At 59.2% G+C, this 17514-nt stretch carries 22 protein-coding genes and 1 tRNA gene; 19 read left to right on the forward strand and 4 right to left on the reverse strand.

The features are described 5' to 3' along the window. The first annotated feature begins 156 nt into the window (after window positions 1-156). The 4 genes from ACO08A_RS23525 (at window position 157) to ACO08A_RS23540 (ending at window position 3547) form a co-directional block, all read left to right on the forward strand. On the forward strand, window positions 157-441 hold the full coding sequence (locus ACO08A_RS23525) for an acylphosphatase (RefSeq protein ID WP_422038324.1): 285 nt from the start codon (window positions 157-159) through the stop codon (window positions 439-441). Between the two features lie 146 nt (window positions 442-587). Further along, window positions 588-1808 (forward strand): NAD-dependent epimerase/dehydratase family protein, encoded by a 1221-nt coding sequence (locus ACO08A_RS23530; RefSeq protein ID WP_422038325.1) that lies wholly within the window; start codon window positions 588-590, stop codon window positions 1806-1808. Between the two features lie 8 nt (window positions 1809-1816). Then, a complete protein-coding gene (locus tag ACO08A_RS23535) occupies window positions 1817-2683 on the forward strand; it encodes a glycosyltransferase (protein ID WP_422038326.1) in 867 nt (288 codons plus the stop codon). Further along, window positions 2684-3547, forward strand: a complete 864-nt coding sequence (locus ACO08A_RS23540) for an NAD-dependent epimerase/dehydratase family protein (protein ID WP_422038327.1) — start codon at window positions 2684-2686, stop codon at window positions 3545-3547. It begins immediately after the preceding gene. Window positions 3548-3563: 16 nt separating this feature from the next. Here ACO08A_RS23540 and lipB read toward each other — a convergent pair whose 3' ends face one another. Continuing rightward, the gene (gene lipB, locus ACO08A_RS23545; protein WP_422038328.1) at window positions 3564-4265 is read right to left on the reverse strand and encodes a lipoyl(octanoyl) transferase LipB; all 702 of its coding nucleotides are present in this window, start codon (window positions 4263-4265) and stop codon (window positions 3564-3566) included. A gap of 95 nt (window positions 4266-4360) precedes the next feature. On the opposite strand from lipB, the gene ACO08A_RS23550 reads away from it, so the two are divergent. The 3 genes from ACO08A_RS23550 to ACO08A_RS23560 all read left to right on the forward strand — a co-directional run bounded on the left by ACO08A_RS23550 (window position 4361) and on the right by ACO08A_RS23560 (window position 6501). Beyond that, complete coding sequence (locus ACO08A_RS23550; RefSeq protein ID WP_306143867.1) at window positions 4361-4627, forward strand: FliM/FliN family flagellar motor switch protein; 267 nt, start codon at window positions 4361-4363, stop codon at window positions 4625-4627. 120 nt (window positions 4628-4747) lie between these two features. After that, window positions 4748-4834 (forward strand) — tRNA-Leu (locus tag ACO08A_RS23555). Between the two features lie 203 nt (window positions 4835-5037). Then, complete coding sequence (locus tag ACO08A_RS23560) at window positions 5038-6501, forward strand: SdrD B-like domain-containing protein (RefSeq protein ID WP_422038329.1); 1464 nt, start codon at window positions 5038-5040, stop codon at window positions 6499-6501. Here ACO08A_RS23560 and ACO08A_RS23565 read toward each other — a convergent pair. Further along, window positions 6494-6661: a hypothetical protein gene (locus tag ACO08A_RS23565; protein WP_422038330.1), complete on the reverse strand. Its 168-nt coding sequence runs from the start codon at window positions 6659-6661 to the stop codon at window positions 6494-6496. The genes ACO08A_RS23560 and ACO08A_RS23565 overlap by 8 nt on opposite strands. A 75-nt stretch (window positions 6662-6736) precedes the next feature. Here ACO08A_RS23565 and ACO08A_RS23570 point away from each other — a divergent pair, with 75 nt between their 5' ends. Both ACO08A_RS23570 and mgtE read left to right on the forward strand, forming a co-directional pair. After that, entirely contained in the window at window positions 6737-6997 is a 261-nt protein-coding gene (locus ACO08A_RS23570; protein ID WP_422038331.1) for a hypothetical protein, read from the forward strand. Between the two features lie 155 nt (window positions 6998-7152). Then, a complete protein-coding gene (gene mgtE, locus ACO08A_RS23575) occupies window positions 7153-8568 on the forward strand; it encodes a magnesium transporter (RefSeq protein WP_422038332.1) in 1416 nt (471 codons plus the stop codon). Between the two features lie 282 nt (window positions 8569-8850). On the opposite strand, the gene ACO08A_RS23580 is transcribed toward mgtE, so the two are convergent. Next, the gene (locus tag ACO08A_RS23580; RefSeq protein WP_422038333.1) at window positions 8851-9570 is read right to left on the reverse strand and encodes a MarR family winged helix-turn-helix transcriptional regulator; all 720 of its coding nucleotides are present in this window, start codon (window positions 9568-9570) and stop codon (window positions 8851-8853) included. Between the two features lie 152 nt (window positions 9571-9722). Between ACO08A_RS23580 and ACO08A_RS23585 the strand changes: the two genes are divergently transcribed. Continuing rightward, complete coding sequence (locus tag ACO08A_RS23585; RefSeq protein ID WP_422038334.1) at window positions 9723-10148, forward strand: organic hydroperoxide resistance protein; 426 nt, start codon at window positions 9723-9725, stop codon at window positions 10146-10148. A 34-nt stretch (window positions 10149-10182) separates the two neighbouring features. On the opposite strand, the gene ACO08A_RS23590 is transcribed toward ACO08A_RS23585, so the two are convergent. Then, the gene (locus ACO08A_RS23590) at window positions 10183-11079 is read right to left on the reverse strand and encodes a hypothetical protein (protein ID WP_422038335.1); all 897 of its coding nucleotides are present in this window, start codon (window positions 11077-11079) and stop codon (window positions 10183-10185) included. A 240-nt stretch (window positions 11080-11319) separates the two neighbouring features. On the opposite strand from ACO08A_RS23590, the gene ACO08A_RS23595 reads away from it, so the two are divergent. The 9 genes from ACO08A_RS23595 to ACO08A_RS23635 all read left to right on the forward strand — a co-directional run bounded on the left by ACO08A_RS23595 (window position 11320) and on the right by ACO08A_RS23635 (window position 17384). Continuing rightward, window positions 11320-11745, forward strand: a complete 426-nt coding sequence (locus tag ACO08A_RS23595; RefSeq protein WP_421983314.1) for a VOC family protein — start codon at window positions 11320-11322, stop codon at window positions 11743-11745. A 138-nt stretch (window positions 11746-11883) separates the two neighbouring features. Then, complete coding sequence (locus ACO08A_RS23600) at window positions 11884-12507, forward strand: GH25 family lysozyme (protein WP_422038336.1); 624 nt, start codon at window positions 11884-11886, stop codon at window positions 12505-12507. Between the two features lie 88 nt (window positions 12508-12595). Continuing rightward, complete coding sequence (locus tag ACO08A_RS23605; RefSeq protein WP_422038337.1) at window positions 12596-12997, forward strand: MerR family transcriptional regulator; 402 nt, start codon at window positions 12596-12598, stop codon at window positions 12995-12997. Continuing rightward, window positions 12997-13440, forward strand: a complete 444-nt coding sequence (locus tag ACO08A_RS23610) for a PaaI family thioesterase (protein ID WP_422041798.1) — start codon at window positions 12997-12999, stop codon at window positions 13438-13440. Before ACO08A_RS23605 ends, ACO08A_RS23610 begins: the two co-directional genes overlap by 1 nt. A 3-nt stretch (window positions 13441-13443) precedes the next feature. Beyond that, window positions 13444-13890 (forward strand): GNAT family N-acetyltransferase, encoded by a 447-nt coding sequence (locus ACO08A_RS23615; protein WP_422038338.1) that lies wholly within the window; start codon window positions 13444-13446, stop codon window positions 13888-13890. 26 nt (window positions 13891-13916) lie between these two features. Next, the gene (locus ACO08A_RS23620) at window positions 13917-15089 is read left to right on the forward strand and encodes an isovaleryl-CoA dehydrogenase (RefSeq protein ID WP_422038339.1); all 1173 of its coding nucleotides are present in this window, start codon (window positions 13917-13919) and stop codon (window positions 15087-15089) included. Between the two features lie 86 nt (window positions 15090-15175). Continuing rightward, window positions 15176-15559 (forward strand): cupin domain-containing protein, encoded by a 384-nt coding sequence (locus ACO08A_RS23625; protein WP_422038340.1) that lies wholly within the window; start codon window positions 15176-15178, stop codon window positions 15557-15559. An 82-nt stretch (window positions 15560-15641) separates the two neighbouring features. Next, complete coding sequence (locus ACO08A_RS23630; RefSeq protein WP_422038341.1) at window positions 15642-16334, forward strand: SDR family NAD(P)-dependent oxidoreductase; 693 nt, start codon at window positions 15642-15644, stop codon at window positions 16332-16334. Window positions 16335-16421: 87 nt separating this feature from the next. After that, entirely contained in the window at window positions 16422-17384 is a 963-nt protein-coding gene (locus tag ACO08A_RS23635; protein WP_422038342.1) for an agmatinase, read from the forward strand. Window positions 17385-17514: the final 130 nt, after the last annotated feature.

The following is a 17514-nucleotide window of genomic DNA, read 5'->3' on the forward strand; positions in this document are numbered from 1 at the left end:
TTCAGCGGGCTTCGAACGAACTTCAGATTCAAAAAGTGACTAGCAAGTCTATGTTTCTAGTGCGGTTTACGAATTTGAAGTTCGCTTCGGAGGCTGCTGCAGCAATGATGCGAACTTCAAATTCACCGCACTGGAGGTTCCGCACGGAGAATATCCATGTCCGAGATCACAACCGTTCATGTCGTTGTCGAAGGCCGCGTCCAGGGCGTCGGCTACCGCGGCTGGTGCGCGGACGCCGCGGTCGAGAGGCGTCTTTCAGGTTGGGTCCGCAATCTGAAATCCGGAGCGGTCGAGGCCATCTTTTCCGGTCCGTCCGACACCGTTTCGGACATGCTTGAACACCTCTGGAGAGGCCCGGCCTTCGCCAGGGTGAGGGCGGTGAAACCGACCCCATCGGACAAGGTGCTCACAGGCGAGTTCGAGATCCGGGAAAGTGCGTAGCTGACCGCAGAAAACCTGTGTTTATGTATCAATTTCAAAATTCAACGTTGTAATGTCACTGAATCATCGCAATGATCTGGTCTTTCATATGAAACAATCAGACATCGGCGGCAGGTCGCACGGTCGTCGGACAAGGGAGACTTCCTGTGAAAATCGCGATACTCGGTGGCGACGGTTTTGTCGGCTGGCCTACATCCCTGCACCTGTCCAGTCTCGGCCATGATGTCCATATCATCGACAACCTGAGCCGCCGCTGGATCGATGCGGAACTCGGGGTCCAGTCGCTGACGCCGATGGACTCCATCCAGGAGCGCACGCGTATCTGGAAGCAGGAAACCGGCAACACGATCCAGTTTCATCTGATCGACATTGCAGAGCACTATGAAGTCTTCAAGGCGTGGCTGTCGGACTACCGCCCGGATGCCATCATTCATTTTGCCGAGCAGCGGGCCGCGCCCTATTCGATGAAGTCGGACCAGCACAAGAACTACACGGTCAGCAACAACGTCAACGCGACCCATCACCTACTCAATGCCATGGTCGAACTCGATCTCGACGCCCACCTTGTTCACCTCGGGACCATGGGCGTTTACGGCTATTCGAATGTCGGCGCGGCGATCCCGGAAGGGTATCTCGATGTGGGCGTCGAGACGCTTGCAGGAACGACCGCAAACCAGCAGATCCTCTACCCGGCCAATCCCGGCTCGATCTATCACATGACCAAGTGTCTCGATCAGCTGCTGTTCCAGTTTTACGCCAAGAACGACGGTCTCAGGATCACAGATCTGCACCAGGGGATCGTCTGGGGAACGCACACGGACCAGACCCGGCGGCATAAGCAGCTGATCAACAGGTTCGACTATGACGGCGACTACGGCACCGTGCTGAACCGGTTTCTCATACAGGCGGCGATCGGCTATCCGCTGACGGTTCACGGAACCGGCGGGCAGACCCGCGCCTTCATCCACATCCAGGATTCCGTGCGCTGCATCGAGCTGGCACTGCAGAACGCGCCGCAGAACGGAGACAGGGTCAAGGTTTTCAATCAGATGACGGAAACGCACCGTGTCCGCGATCTTGCCGAGCTGATCTCGAGGCTGACTGGCGCGAAGGTCGCCTATTTGCCGAACCCGCGCAAGGAAGCGGCCGAAAACGATCTTGTCGTGGAGAACAAGCAGTTCCTGGAGCTGGGTCTCGATCCGGTCCGGCTGGAAGACGGTCTGCTTGAAGAGGTTGTCGATGTCGCCAAGGCGTTCGCCTACCGGGTCGACCGGAGCCGCGTTCCGGCGGTGTCCGCCTGGACGCGGGACATCGCGGCGGACATTGAACATGATCCCGAGCATCCCCGCCTGAAGTCGGTTTCCTGAGGCCGAAAATGAGCGATTGGCCGATCTTCGACCGTCCCGCCGGATCGAGCGTTGCCTATGTGACGCTTGTGACCAATCGCGATTATGTTCTGGGCGCGTCGGCGCTGCTGCGATCCTTGCGGCGAACGGGAACCGCAGCGGATCTGGTCGTGCTGTGCACGCCGGGGGTTGACGATGAAGACCTGGAGATCCTCAGAGCCTTCAGGCCGCGTCTCGCGCGGTGCCGGCGCCTTGAGACGTCTGCGGGTTTCAACGAGCGGCATGAACGCGGACGGCTTCACGAGGCCGCGCCTTTCACGAAAGGTGGAAAGCCCGTCTTTCACACACCGCTCGACAATTTCGTCAAGCTGCGCTTGTGGCAGCTCACCGACTATGACCGGGTCGTCTTTGTCGATGCGGATGCACTGGTTCTGCAGAACTGCGACCGGCTGTTCGATTATCCCGAATTCTGTGCGGCGCCGAACGTCTATGAGAGCCTCGCCGATTTTCATCGCCTGAACAGCGGCGTCTTCACGGCTCGTCCGGGCACGGCAACGTTTGCGCGCATGCTGGAGGCGCTCGATACTCCGGACGCTTTCTGGCGGCGGACGGACCAGACATTCCTGGAGACCTTTTTCCCGCATTGGCACGGGCTGCCGGTCTTCTACAACATGCTGCAATATGTCTGGTTCAACCTGCCGGGCCTGTGGGACTGGCAGCAGATCCATATCCTGCATTACCAGTACGAGAAGCCCTGGCAGGCCGGGCACGACAAGAGCGAGCGTCTCCGCCCGCTGATGGACCTCTGGCAGGCCTTCGCGACCGGCAACGGCATTCCGGACGACACCACGCGCCTTGCCGGCCCGGGAGAGTGGACAGATCAACGGGCATCGTGAATGCGAATACTCATCACGGGCGCGAGCGGCACGATCGGCCGCTTTCTGAGCCGGCACCTTGCAAGCGAGGGCCATCATGTGACGGCGCTGGGTCGAACACCTCCGGACGGCGCGGCGCTTGACTTTGCCCGGTTCGACTTGTTCGGGGCGCCACCCCGTTTGCCGGACGCCGATGCGCTGGTTCACTGTGCCTTCAACCATGTGCCCGGCAAGTTCCGGGGCGGGGAGGGCGATGACCCGGACCGGTTCCGCACACTCAATGTCGCGGGTACCGGCGCCCTGTTTCGGGCCGCGAAAGATACGGGATGCCGGAAGGTGGTGTTCCTGTCGAGCCGCGCGGTCTATGGCGACGCGCGGCGCGGTGAAACGCTGCGTGAAACCGATGATCCGCAGCCGGACAGCCTTTACGGAGAGGTAAAACTCGACGGAGAGCGTAGCCTGGAAGCGCTGTGCGATGGGCAGTTCTGCGGGGTCGCGCTGCGTGTCACCGGCGTTTACGGGATGCCTCCCGGACTGACAACCCACAAATGGACCGGGTTGTTCGAGGGGTTTCGGTCAGGCGCAGAAACGGAACCGCGCTGTGGATCAGAGGTTCATGGCGAGGATCTGGCGGCTGCGGTCTCGCTCGTGCTTCGGACCGCCAAACACGGGTTCGAGGTCTTCAACGTATCCGATCTCCTGCTTGACCGGCGCGATCTGCTGACGCTCGTTTCAGAGTGTTCCGGATTGGCCGGCGCATTGCCGGCCAGGGCCGCCTCCCGGCCGGGTGTCATGGATACGTCCAAACTCCGCCGGCTCGGCTGGCAACCCGGTGGCCGTGATAAGCTGAAAGCCTTTGTCGACGCCTGCAACGCGGCTACCTAAGACATCTCGTGGCCGGTCAGACGACCGGGCCGAAGATTTTTTCAAACTCTGCGCGCAGAACGCTGTCGTTTTCCGCCATGCTCACCGGAATGCCGAGATCGACGAGGCTGGTCACGCCATGTTCGGTGACGCCGCACGGGACAATGCCGGAAAAATGCTCCAGGTCCGGTTCCACGTTGAAGCTGATGCCGTGAAAGGTCACCCATTTTCGCAGCCTTATGCCGATCGCGGCGATCTTGTCCTCGACCGTGTCCCCCCGTTCAGGCCGGCGGACCCAGACACCGACGCGGTCCTCGCGGCGTTCACCGCGAATGTGGTAGTGCCAGAGTGCGTTGATCAGCCAGGCCTCGAGCGCGGAGACGAACGCCCTGACATCCTGCTGGCGCCGTTTCAGATCCAGCATGACGTAGGCAACCCGCTGGCCGGGGCCATGATAGGTGTGCTGTCCGCCACGCCCCGTCCGGTAGACCGGGAACCGGTCGGGCGCGACAAGATCGCTTTCGTCGGCACTTGTTCCGGCGGTGTAGAGCGGGGGGTGCTCAAGCAGCCAGACCAGTTCGCTTGCCTCGCCGGAAATGATTCTCTTGACGCGCTCGTCCATTTCCAGAAGCGCGGTCTCGTAGTCGACCAGGTCATCCGATATCTTCCATTCCACCGGTTTCGACCCCGGAATCGGCAGAAAACTGAGGGAGAGCGTGTCTCTTTCGGCAGGTGACATGTGGATGACAGTTCTTTGTTTTTTGAGCTGGCTGGCCGGGGCATGGTAAGGTGCAGCGCTTGCGGGTTCGCCCTATTTAAGGATCTTGACGTCCGATGACCACCTTTGACGAAATCAAAGTCGATATTTCCGTCGTGCTCGGCGAAAGTGAAATGCCGGTTCACCAGCTGTTGCGCATGGGCCGCGGCGCAGTCATCGATCTCGACGTGAGCGAGGACGACGACGTCAAGATCTACGCCAACAACACGCTGGTTGCCCGCGGGCAGGTCGTGCTTCTCGGCGAGCGGATCGGGATCTCGATCACGGAAGTGCTGATGCGCCCACCGGAGATTCGACCGATGCGGACGGACGGGCCGCTTTAGCGGCCTCCTGAATAAAATTCCCGCCTCTGTGAATTATTGCAAAATCTGCTCTTGCGCCCCCAAAATCCTTTTGCTACACGGAGCGCCTCGACGCTGAACGGCGCGGGAACAATCGAATATGCGGTCGTGGCGGAATTGGTAGACGCGCAGCGTTGAGGTCGCTGTGGGGTAAAACCCGTGGAAGTTCGAGTCTTCTCGACCGCACCATGACAACCAGATACCTCGCTGGTTGAACAGGCGTCCTTCGGGACGCCTTTTGTTTTTTTGCCTTCCTTTTTCGAAGCTTCAGACGCAGGCCGTAGCGTGCGGTGCCGATTTGAGTTACCTTACGTAATATTGCCTGCTTTGCCCCATTTCGATTGCGGGGCACTGCGATTTTTTACCCAACTTGATTTTCGGAGGAATTGTACATGGCCTTCCGTTCCAGAACATTTGAATTCACCGCCTTCACCGGAGCCGACCTTTTGAGCCCCGGGGACAAGAACCTCGGGCGGGGCGACAGTTTCGTCATGCCGGCAAACGCGACGACGGAGTTTTCCGTGCAGGACAACGATCCCTGGCTTTCGGGCGACATCCACAGGAAGAGCTGGTCGAAATCCGAGGAAACCGGCCGCTGGCAGCAACAGATCACCGAGCAGGCACGCGATCCCTTCGGCCAGGAGGCAAGCGTAAACGGTGTGCCGCTTGACGCGCAGATCTACGCGGAGAAGCGTCTTGTGCTGCGTGGGGATGACGGCAAGACCTATCAGTTGATCGAGATTGAGGTCGAGGGCGCAGCCCACGGACCGGACAATGACTTCTTCACCTTTCTGGGGGCTGTGCCACCGCCGGGTGTCACCCTGGAAGTGAAATGGTGCGCCAACGTCTTCTTCGGCTTGAAATATGACAAGCTCGGGGCCGGGGAAACCGCCGACCCCGAAACGGCGACGCTTGCGGGCCGGTACTTCTGCGATGTCGACGCCGATGATCTCGATACCGGTGATCCTGGCGTCCAGGACGTTTTGGTGACGCTGCTTTCCGCCGACGGCGAAGTGGTTGCCCGGACCAAGACGGATGAGAACGGAGACTACGCGTTCACGGACCTAACGGCCGGCGACTATGTCGTCCAGTTCGCCACGGACGATGCGCCCGGAAAGGAATTCGTTGCGCCGAGTTCGGGGTCGAACGGGTCTGACGTGGTCGATCCGGAACGGGGACTGACGGATGTGATCAGCCTCGGCCGGGGCGAGGTGGTGAAAGACATCGATGCCGGCATTGTCTATGTCCCGAGCGCGGTGATCGCCGGACGGTATTTCTGCGATGATGACGGTGATGCCGCTGATACCGGAGACCCCGCTGTTTCGGGCGCTCTGGTGACGCTTCTTTTTGCCGACGGCGAAGTGGTTGCCCGGACCAAGACGGATGAGAACGGAGACTACGCGTTCACGGACCTAAAGGCCGGCGACTATGTCGTCCAGTTCGCCACGGACGATTCGCCCGGAAAGACATTCGTCGCGCCGAGTACGGGGTCGAACGGGTCTGACGTGGTCGATCCGGAACGGGGCCTGACGGACGTGATCAGTCTCGGCCGGGGCGAGGTGGTGAAAGACATCGATGCCGGCATTGCCTATGTGGAGCCGGAGTGTCCGGCACCGCCCGCGGTCCTGATTGACTTTCTCGATGCGACTTTCGAGTTTGACTTCGGGCCGGGCAAAACCGGGCTCAGTCAGCCAGATCTTGCCGACCTTCAACACGTCGCAGACGGCAGGCCGGATAAAGTCCTTTTGGATCTCGCGGAAGATGCTGTTCCGGACGCAAGCCGGGAGACTGGCGATCCGTGCCATCTTTCAGACCTGGTCCAGTTCGCGCTTGCCGAACGCTTGGATTTCATCTGAGCTGTGCGCGCAGAAAATCCGGTTTGACGATTTCACCGCCTGCCATGTAAGCATCGTAAGGGGCGCGGCCTGTCTTGAGTCCGCGCCCGTTTTGCGAACGGGTCGTCTTCAGGATGCCGGTGGAGAGGGCGCAGCTGCGCATTTCGGCGGAACCGGCCAAGGACGGAGTTCAGCCTTGCGGGGTCTGACAATGAACATCTTCAGCATTTTCTGGATATGCCTTTTGATCGCCGGAATGACCAAAAGTCTGAACGCGCAAGTCTTCAAGACGGATCCGGCGCGTTTCGGTGCGATGACATGCCAGCAGCTCTGGTATGTCGAACAGGAAACCCTTGCCGAGGGACGGGTGTGTCTGACCAGCGAGCGCGCCAAGCGGGCTTTTCGGCGCGCTGAACGCTGCATTTCATCCAGCGAGAGTATCCTTCCGAAAACGACCCGTGCGTATCTGGATCAGCTCAGGAGCGTCGCGCGGTCAAAGGCATGTGCCGGATATTGAACAAATCCGTTCCCTGCTGAAAAACAACCGTGAAACCCGTTCGTCTAAAACAGGGCGCAGATGTGGACCGCCGCCGGATTTGATGTGGCACTTTCAGGTTCCACGGGCTAGTTCTGGGCAGGGCCGGGCAACTTACGCAGAGAAGGAGGTGAGGGATGAGCGAAGCAGCTGAACTTGACACCGACGCCTCCGCCGTTCTGCCTATACCCGTGCGCGACGAGGACGACCGTCTCAATCCGGAATTCATAGCGGTAGTCGAAGCCGCGCTGAAAGCCGAGGACCGCCTTGAGCTGAGGGCGCTTGCAGGCGACCTTCATGAGGCCGATACCGGCGACCTCCTGGAAACGCTCAATGCGGACGAGCGCGCCGCGTTCATCCGTCTCCTCGGCGATGAGTTCGACTATACCGCTCTGACGGAAACCGATGAGGCGGTTCGTCTTCAGGTTCTGGAGGATCTGCCGAACGAGGTCATCGCGGAGGGGCTCGGCGATCTGGATTCCGATGATGCCGTCTACATCCTGGAAGACCTGGATGAAGACGATCAGGCCGCGATCCTCGAAGAGCTGCCCTATGCGGACCGGGCGCAGCTGAAAAAGGCGCTGGATTATCCGGAAGAAAGCGCGGGCCGGCGGATGCAGAGCGAGTTCATCGCCGTTGCGCCATTCTGGACTGTCGGTCAGACGATCGATTACATGCGCGAGGCGCGGGATCTGCCGGACAGCTTCTACGAGATCTACGTGGTCGACCCGGCTTTCAAGCTGCTCGGGTCGGTGCATCTGGACAAGATCCTGAGGACGAAGCGCGCGGAAAAGGTCACCTCCATCATGGAGGAAACCCGCCAGGCCGTCCTTGCGACCGAGGACCAGGAGGAAGTCGCGCGGCGCTTCGAACGCTACAACCTCGTTTCCTCCGCCGTGGTCGATGAAAACGAGCGTCTCGTCGGTGTTCTGACCGTCGACGACATTGTCGACGTGATCCAGGAAGAGGCGGAAGAGGACCTGCGTGCGCTTGCCGGGGTCGGTGACGAGGAGATATCGGACAGCGTCGTGACGATCGCACGCTCGCGGCTGACCTGGCTCGTGGTCAATCTCGGGACCGCGATCCTTGCATCAGTGGTCATTGCCCTTTTCGAGGACACGATCGAGGCCATGGTGGCCCTAGCCGTCCTCATGCCGATCGTTGCCTCGATGGGTGGCAATGCCGGGACCCAGACGATGACCGTTGCCGTGCGAGGCATCGCGACACAGGAACTGGGTGCTCGCAACATGCTGCGTGTCCTGAACCGCGAAATTCTGGTGAGCGCCGTGAACGGTGTCGCGCTCGCGGTTCTGATCGGCGTGACGGCATGGCTGTGGTTTGCAAGTCCGGGCCTCGGTGTCGTGATTGCGGGCGCGATCATCATCAACATGCTGTTTGCCGGACTTTCAGGACTGCTGATCCCGATCGTGCTGGACCGGGTGAATGTCGATCCGGCGATTGCATCGAGCGTGTTCGTGACGACGGTCACCGACGTTGTCGGATTTTTCGCCTTTCTCGGTATCGCGGCACTCTGGTTCGGCCTGCCGTTCTAGGGTACGGACTCATAAATGAAGTCAATTTGGTTTGGATCGTTTTGACCGGCTGCAAGGAGCGAAAGCGCAGGAAATGTGGTTCATTTTCAAACCTTTCGCGACGCAGCAGATGGACAAAACGACCAAATCCGACGGACGGCAAAATGGCTTCACTTCGCAGCGTCACCGCGCTTGACCGGGCATAAAGCCCGCTCTGCACACGCTTCCTCGCGAGATTTCGCCATTTCTGCCGCCAAATCGGCTTCATTTATGGGTCCGTACCCTAGGCCGCGCAGATCGGGGTCACGTCGTTCCCGCCGTCCGAAGATTGTCGCGCAGCTTCATGATCCTGCGCTGCAAGTCCATGACCTCTTCCATGCCGATGCCGGTCGAGGACAGGATGCACGTGCTGAAGTCTTCGGTCTTTTTCTGAAGTGCGCGGCCCTTGCGGGTCAGCTTGAGGATCACCTGCCGCTCGTCCTTGGTGTTCCGTGTCCGCGTGATCAGTCCCATTGTCTCAAGACGTTTGAGAAGCGGAGTAAGCGTATTCGTGTCGAGCTGCAGCTTCGAGGTGATCGCGCCGACCGGCACGTTGTTCTTTTCCCAGAGCACGGTCATTGCCAGGAACTGGGGATAGGTCAAGCCGACGTCTTTCAACAGATCCTTGTAGACGCTGTGCATGGCGTGGTTGGCGGAATAAAGCGCAAAGCAGATAAATCTGTCGAGCGGCAGGGGCGCTGACATTTCGGGCAATGTCGATCCATGCACCTTGCTTTCAGTTGCGGGCGTGTCGTCAACACTGTCTGTGCCACCGGGCATCGCGGACACATCATCCGCCGCTGCTGCCTTCCCGGCGTTTACGGAGGACGCAGGCTTTTTCTTGCGCTTTGCGGGCTTTGTAGTCTTCCCTGCGCCGGTGGCCTTCGCACTGTCCTGATTGTCTTTTTTGCGGGTACGGGTCTCTCCGGAGGCAGGCATTCCGATCGCATCAAGGAGAGACATCTGATCTGTCTTTTCGTTCATTCGTCACCTTATAAGTCGTGCACGATATGGTCGCAACCAGTTGACGGCTGGTGCGCAGTGCTTTATGTGCATAAAATATATCGTGCACGATATAAATTTGAAGGCCGAATTGGAAAACGGTCAGTTTTACATGAAGATAGGAGTACGCGGAAATGACTGTCGAAGTTCTTTATGAAACAAAAGCACGTGCAACCGGAGGCCGTGACGGTAAGGCGGAGACGCTCAGTGGATCGTTCAAGGTGGACCTGGCGACACCCAAGGAACTGGGAGGCGCGGGCGGCGCGGGAAACAACCCGGAAGAACTGTTCGCCGCAGGATATGCCGCGTGTTTCATCGGTGCGCTGAAATTCGTTGGCGGCCAGGAGAAAATTGCAGTACCGGCCGACACCTCGATCACGTCGACGGTCGGTATCGGGCCGCGTTCCGAAGGCGGCTTCGGTCTTGAGGTCGCTCTGGAGATATCGTTGCCGGGGGTGGAGCGGTCAGCCGCTGAAAACCTTGTCGCAAAGGCGCACCAGGTCTGTCCCTACTCAAATGCCACGCGCAACAACATCGACGTCAAACTGACGCTCGCCTGACGGCAGCGGACACGGGCGTCTCCGCAAGGTGAGGCTACTGTGTCAACTCTGACCCGACCTGGTAGACATATTGTTGCCAGGACGGGTCAAGGCCCTCGAGAAAGGGGTTTTCCAGCCGGAAGATCTTCCGGCCGCTCAGATTGGCGAAATCGATGCTTGCGCGGTACTTGTCTTCCCAAAGTTCCTGGAGCGAGCCGTCTTCATGGGCGAGCAGCAAGCCCTCGTGGACGCGTTCGATCAGTTCCCTGTTGTCGCGCGACGTCGCGAGAAATCTCGGCAGCGGGTAGTAGACGGAGATTGTTTCGTCAAAGGTCAGGCCGGAAATATGCCTGTTCGCTTCCCATTCGTCGAGAAGCTCGTTTACCCCTCTGAAAAACAGGTCCGCGCGGCCGAGCGCAGCCATTGAGAACATCGGCTGGTATTCCGCGTTCGTGCGCACATTGAAGCCGTGATGCCGGAGAATGCGTGTGTCCAGCCAGCCAAGACCCTGAATGACCTCGAATTTCCTGAGATCCTCAAGTGACTTCACCCTGGAGAGCGCTTCCTTGTTCTTCTCCGATACAAACGCGACACGGTAGCCGACGATGCCCAGGTCGACGGGGAACGGGATGACCGCGAGGCTTTCGGGCAAATCGTTGCTCATCGATGTCTTGATGATGAAATTCGTATATTTGTTGTTCGATGCTTCGATGAGGGCACGCCGCGTGTTCTGTCCGGACGGTGTGTCGCGAACGGTGAAGTCTCCGAACTTGGCCCGTGTCTTGGTCAGGGCGAGTTCTATCACCGCCCGGTCATATTCATAGCGCTTGTCCGCCGGCGCCTCGGGGCCCATGACGGTCACGACATAATCCGCGTTTGCAACGCTTCCCAGGGGAAGGAGAAACAAAAGTGTTGCAAGCAGGAGTGCGCGCGTTGTGCGTTTATTGTTCATTTTGCGCCGATGTGCCCCGGTCGGTACGCGTTTCATTGTCAAATGAAGTCAATCGAATCTTCATTGCTGCGGTGAGTTTCACACACGATGTCTTTTGATGGCAAACGCATTTGCTTACGTTAGTTACTTTTTCTAGGTATTATACCTTCTTTCTGCACCTTTTAGTTGATTTTGCTGAGGCGGTTTTTACAGTTTGTCTATTGCACGGTATAGCTGTCTCAATGCCGAGAGGGCGAAGACATGGACAGACCTGAGATCAACGGCGTACTGGAAACAGCGGTCTATGTGGATGACATGGACGCCGCACACGCGTTTTATTCGCACGTTCTCGGTCTCAAGAGAATGGTCGCGGGTGACAGGCTCTTTGCTTACGATGCCGGACCGGGCCAGGCGCTCCTGGTGTTTCGACGTGGCCATACCGGGGACGATGTCGAAACCTCAGGCGGTGTCGTTCCGGGCCATGACACATCCGGGAACAGTCACTTTGCCTTCCGGATCGGCACCGGACAGCTGCAGCCGTGGCGCGACTTTCTCAGGGCCAACTCGGTCGAGATCATCAGCGAGGTGGTTTGGCCGGCCGGTGGTACAAGCATTTATTTCAACGATCCTGACGGAAATGTGCTCGAACTTGCGGCGCCGCCGCTCTGGCCGAATTTTCTATCGTGAATCTTAAGAATTTTGAGGCAAATTCTTGTCGCCTTGGAAGCGGGTGGCAAAATGAAATTCTTGCAGGCAATATTCCGGACAGTTTTCTACGTAGTGGTCGGGTGCGTCATCTCGATCGGCGGAGCGGCGTTTTTTTTCATGAGCTGGGAACCAGACAGGGACGAATACCCGATCCGCGGCCTTGATGTTTCGCACCATCTCGGTGAAATCGACTGGACCGAAGTTGCCGGTGACGACATCGCCTTCGTCTACATGAAGGCAACCGAGGGCGGCGATTTCAAGGACGGTGCCTTTGCGCGGAACTGGGCTGGTGCCGGTTCGGTCGGCCTGGCCAGAGGTGCTTACCACTATTTCAGCCTCTGCAAACCGGGCAGGGAGCAGGCCCTCAATTTTCTCGAGGTGCTGCCTGATGACCCGGACATGCTCGCCCCTGTTCTGGACCTTGAATTCAGCGCCAACTGCGCCCGGAGACCACCGGTCGACGCGGTCCTGAAAGAGATCTCCGACTTCGTTGCCCAGGTGGAGTTGTCGAGCCGAAAAAAGGTCATCCTGTACGCCCCGGAAGACTTTTACCGTGCCTATCTCAAGGGACAGGGGCTCAACCGGCGTCTTTGGACCCGTTCCATCTGGCATTCGCCGTCCTACACGAAGGACTGGGTCCTCTGGCAGTATCAGGACAGCGGTACGATCAAGGGTATTTCGGGCAACGTGGATCTGAATGTGCTGAACGCCGAGGCCGCTGTGAGTGACCTGCGTACGTGAATACCAAGTCACTGCAATTTATATGAAAAAATTGATGTATTGACTTTAACGTAAAAAGAATAAACTGTGCCCGTATCAAGGAGCGGGCATGCAGCGCTATTTCACGATCACACAACTGACGCAGGAGTTCGATATCACCACTCGAACCTTGCGCTTCTACGAGGCCCAGGGGCTGGTCACGCCGCAAAGACGCGGCCGTCAGCGGCTCTACACGCCCGGTGACCGGACCCGTATCAAACTCATCCTGCGGGGCAAACGGCTCGGATTTTCCCTGAATGAAATCAAGGAAATGATCGAGATGTACGGCACGTCGCCGGGTGAAGCAGGCCAGTTGAGACTGCTTCTGGAAAAAATCGCGGCGCGCCGGGAAGAGCTTCTTGAAAAGCAGCGCGACATCGAACTGACACTGCTGGAACTCGACGAAGTTGAGACCGGTGCCAGGACGCGCATGTCGGAGCTTGTCAGCAGAACGCGGGTCGGGATTGAATGATGGATCTGAAGCCGAGAGATCCCGACTGGGACGGCCGTGTCCGGAAAAGCTTCGCCTTGCAACACTTCATGAAGCATCTCGGGGCGGAACTGGTGCACGTTGCCCCGGGGGCCGTGGATATCGAACTGAACTTGCGTCAGGACCTGACCCAGCAGCATGGTTTCTTTCATGCCGGGGCAACATCGTCCATTGCCGACAGCGCCGCCGGCTATGCGGCCCTGTCCCTCTTTGCCGCTGATTGCGGTGTGCTGACGAGCGAATACAAGATCAACCTGCTCAACCCGGCCAGGCAGGAGACACTTCTGGCAAGGGGGCGTGTCGTGAAGCCCGGCCGAACACTTACCATCGCAAAGGCGGATGTCTACGGGCTCGAGGACGGATTGCAGGTCCATGTCGCGACCGGGCTGTTCACGCTTGTCAGCGTTGCAGGCGTAAAGGATTGAACCATGTCTGACATTCTGATCCGCGATCTGTCGTCGGACGACAGATCCGTTTGGGAACACCATTGGGCGGCCTACCTGGACTTCTACGAGCAGGATCTTGCCCCGGAAGTCACCGACGGAATGTTCAAGCGCCTGCTTGCGCCCGGGTCACATTCCGCCTTTGTCGCAGAACGCGACGGCGAGGTGGTCGGCTTCGTGCATTTCCTGTTTCACGACAGCACCTGGTCGCTGGAGACGGTCTGCTATCTGGAAGATCTTTTTGTGAGCCCCGAGGCCAGGGGGACGGGAGCCGGCCGAAAACTGATTGAGGCGGTTTACGCTGCGGCGGACCGGGAACCCGGCGCCAGCGGCAAGGTCTACTGGCACACCGATCGAGACAACAAGCGTGCTCAGCTGCTCTACGACCGGATCGGCGAGCTGAGCGATTCCATTCGTTACGTGCGAACCTGATATCAGGATCGCAGGGAGGTAAAATTATGATTCGCAACGATTTTCCCGGGTTCAATTTCGATCTGGGCGAAACCGCAGACATGCTGCGCGACACCGTTCGATCCTTCAGTCAGGACCGGATCGCCCCGCTCGCGGAGAAGATCGACCGGGAAGACTGGTTCCCGAGAGAAATCTGGCCGGAGATGGGCGAACTCGGCCTTCACGGCATCACCGTGGAGGAGGACTGGGGCGGTTCCGGCCTCGGCTACCTGGAGCACTGCATCGCGATGGAAGAGGTCAGCCGCGCTTCCGCGTCCATCGGACTGAGCTACGGTGCCCATTCCAACCTGTGCGTCAACCAGTTGCGCCGCTGGGGCCGGGAAGATCAGAAAAAACGCTACCTCGAAAAGCTGATCACGGGCGAACATCTCGGGGCTCTGGCGATGTCGGAGCCGGGTGCGGGTTCCGATGTTGTCTCCATGAAGCTCCGGGCCGACAAGAAGGGCGACCGCTATGTTCTGAACGGCTCGAAAATGTGGATCACAAACGGTCCGTCGGCCAACACCATGATCATTTACGCCAAGACCGATCCGAATGCGGGGCCCAAGGGCATCACGGCCTTCCTGGTCGAAAAGGACTTCCCCGGGTTTTCCGTCGCACAGAAGCTGGACAAGCTGGGCATGCGCGGCTCGGAAACAGGTGAACTCGTTTTCCAGGACTGCGAAGTGCCGGAGGAAAACGTGCTCGGGGAGGTCGGCAAGGGCGTCAATGTGCTGATGTCCGGGCTTGACTACGAACGTGCCGTCCTTGCGGCCGGCTGTGTCGGCATCATGCAGGCGGCCATGGACGTCGTCATTCCCTATGTGCATGAGCGGGAGCAGTTCGGCCAGCCGATCGGCACCTTCCAGCTGGTGCAGGGCAAGGTCGCGGACATGTATGTCTCGATGAATGCCACCAAGTCCTATGTCTACGCAGTCGCAAAAGCGTGCGACCGCGGGGAGACGACCCGGGAGGACGCGGCAGGTGCGATCCTTTATGCCGCTGAAAACGCAACGAAGATCGCGCTTGATGCGATCCAGCTGCTCGGCGGCAACGGCTATATCAACGAGTATCCGACCGGCCGGCTGTTGCGTGATGCCAAGCTCTACGAGATCGGTGCCGGGACATCGGAAATCAGGCGCATGCTGATCGGGAGGGAAATCTTCAACAAGACTGTTTAGCACGCGGCTCGACAGGGCCTTACAGGCGCGGCAAGAATGGTCGCAGGGACGTCACGCCGCCGTCTCCTTGAAAGGGTAAAGCCGCCGTGAAGCAGAATATCCTGTCCGACAAATTCGACGCCAAGTCTCCCGCGGGTGCGGACATCCGGTTCCTGATGGACGGCCCAACGGGAAACATGATCCATTCCACGGTCCCTGCCGGGCAGATCAACCGCGCGACACAGCACAAGACGGTCAGCGAGTTCTGGTTCGTCCTGGAGGGGCAGGGACAGATCTGGCGTGCCGACGGCGAAACCTCGAGCACCGTGGACCTGGTTCCGGGCGTCTCCATCGATATTCCCGCCGGCACGGCATTTCAGTACAGGAGCGATGCGACGGTGCCGCTCAAGTTCATCTGCATATCCATGCCGCCCTGGCCAGGCGATGACGAGGCGGACTATGTCGACGGAATCTGGACGGCGACTGTCTGAATCATGAACCTGGCCGCACCGCAGGCAATCCCGGTGGCGTTTCCGCGCGTATTGACGGTGAGGCAAACAGTCAGGATTGCATATGACCCGCAAAATAGCCGTCATCGTCGGCCCCACCGGCGGCATCGGTTCCGCGATCATCGAAGCGGTCAGGGCGTCGGGACACTACGACGAGGTCGTCGGTTTCGGCAGACAGTCCGTGCCACCGCTCGATCTTCTCGACGAGACGACAATCGAGGCCTGCGCAGGGCACCTGAGGTCCCTGGAGGGGGAGGTCAGGCTGGTGTTCGATGCGAGCGGTGCATTGACACTTGACGGCATGCGCCCGGAGAAGAGCTGGCGGGAAATCGACCCGGCCCATCTTGCCCGGTCCTATGCCGTCAACGCCATCGGACCGGCCCTCCTCATGAAGCACTTTCTGCCCCTCTTTCCGAGAGAAGGCCGAAGCCTGTTCGCAACACTGTCCGCGCGCGTCGGCTCCATCGGCGACAACAGGCTTGGCGGCTGGTACGCCTATCGGGCCGCCAAGGCGGGTCTCAACCAGATTTTGAGGACCGCAGCCGTCGAACTCGCCAGACGAAACCCCGAGGCAATTGCCGTTGCTCTTCATCCGGGAACCGTCAGAACGCAGCTGACCGAGACATTCGCGAAGAGCGGTCTCGATGTTCAGGAACCGGATGTGGCGGCCCAGCGGCTTCTGGACGTTGTTGAGAGACTTTCGCCGGCAGAAACTGGCGGGTTTTTCGATCACCTCGGAAAACCGATCGACTGGTAGTCCGGTTTTTGTTGAACAAGCTGCAGATTCTGCCAGAAATAGTATCCCGCGACAAATTTCGATTTGAACAAACCTCAGGCCGACCTCATGACCGATCCGTTTTTCCACCCGGTATCCGGGTTCGATTTACCTCGATTTGCCGGGGTTCCGACATTCATGAGGTTGCCGCATGTAGCGCTCGATGACGCGAAGATAGCCGAGGTCGAGATCGGCCTGATCGGAGCACCGTGGGACGGCGGAACCACCAACCGGCCGGGTCCGCGCCACGGACCCAGGCAATTGCGGGACATGTCGACGATGATCCGCGCCCAGAACGGAGCAACCGGCGTGCGTCCCTTCGAGCTGACAAACTGCGCCGATCTGGGGGATGTCGGGCCGAACCCGGCGAGCGTCGATAACAGCCTCACGCGCATGACCTCGTTTTACGACCGGGTCCGTGAACAGGGCATCCGACCGCTTACCGCCGGCGGAGACCACCTGTGTTCCCTTCCGATCCTGCGCGCGCTCGCGAAGGACGGACCGCTTGGGATGATCCACTTCGACAGTCACACGGATCTGTTCAAGAGCTATTTCGGCGGCATGCAATACACCCATGGCACGCCGTTCAGGCGCGCGGTTGAGGAAGGCCTCCTCGATCCCAAAAGGGTCATTCAGATCGGTATTCGCGGCACCGCCTATGACAGTGAAGACAGGGACTTTGCGGACAGTGTCGGCATCCGGGTCGTTCCCATTGAAGAGTTCCATGCGCGTGGTCCCGAGGACGTCATGGTCGAGGCGAGAGAGATCGCCGGCTCGCAGGACACCTATGTTTCCTATGATATCGACTTTGTCGACCCGGCGTTTGCGCCGGGAACCGGAACTCCGGAGGTCGGCGGGCCGAATTCGTTCCAGGCCTTGCAGGTTGCGAGGCTGCTGGAAGGGGTGAACATTGTCGGGGCCGATCTCGTCGAGGTCTCGCCGCCCTTCGACCAGGCAGGTGCGACTGCCTTCCTGGGCGTGTCGATCATGTTCGAGATGCTGTGCAACATGGCGCTTGCGGCAAAGAAATGAAGTGACCGGCCGGATATTCGAAAGTTAACCATCGCTCTTTGGAGACGGTTAAACTTCTGCTCGTTAGAGTTGCGCATCTTCATTGGAGGGTGCGATGGACCGGGCTTTAAGATACGGCATTGATATTCTG

The organism is Roseibium sp. (assembly GCF_965232425.1).
Classification (GTDB): Bacteria; Pseudomonadota; Alphaproteobacteria; order Rhizobiales; family Stappiaceae; genus Roseibium.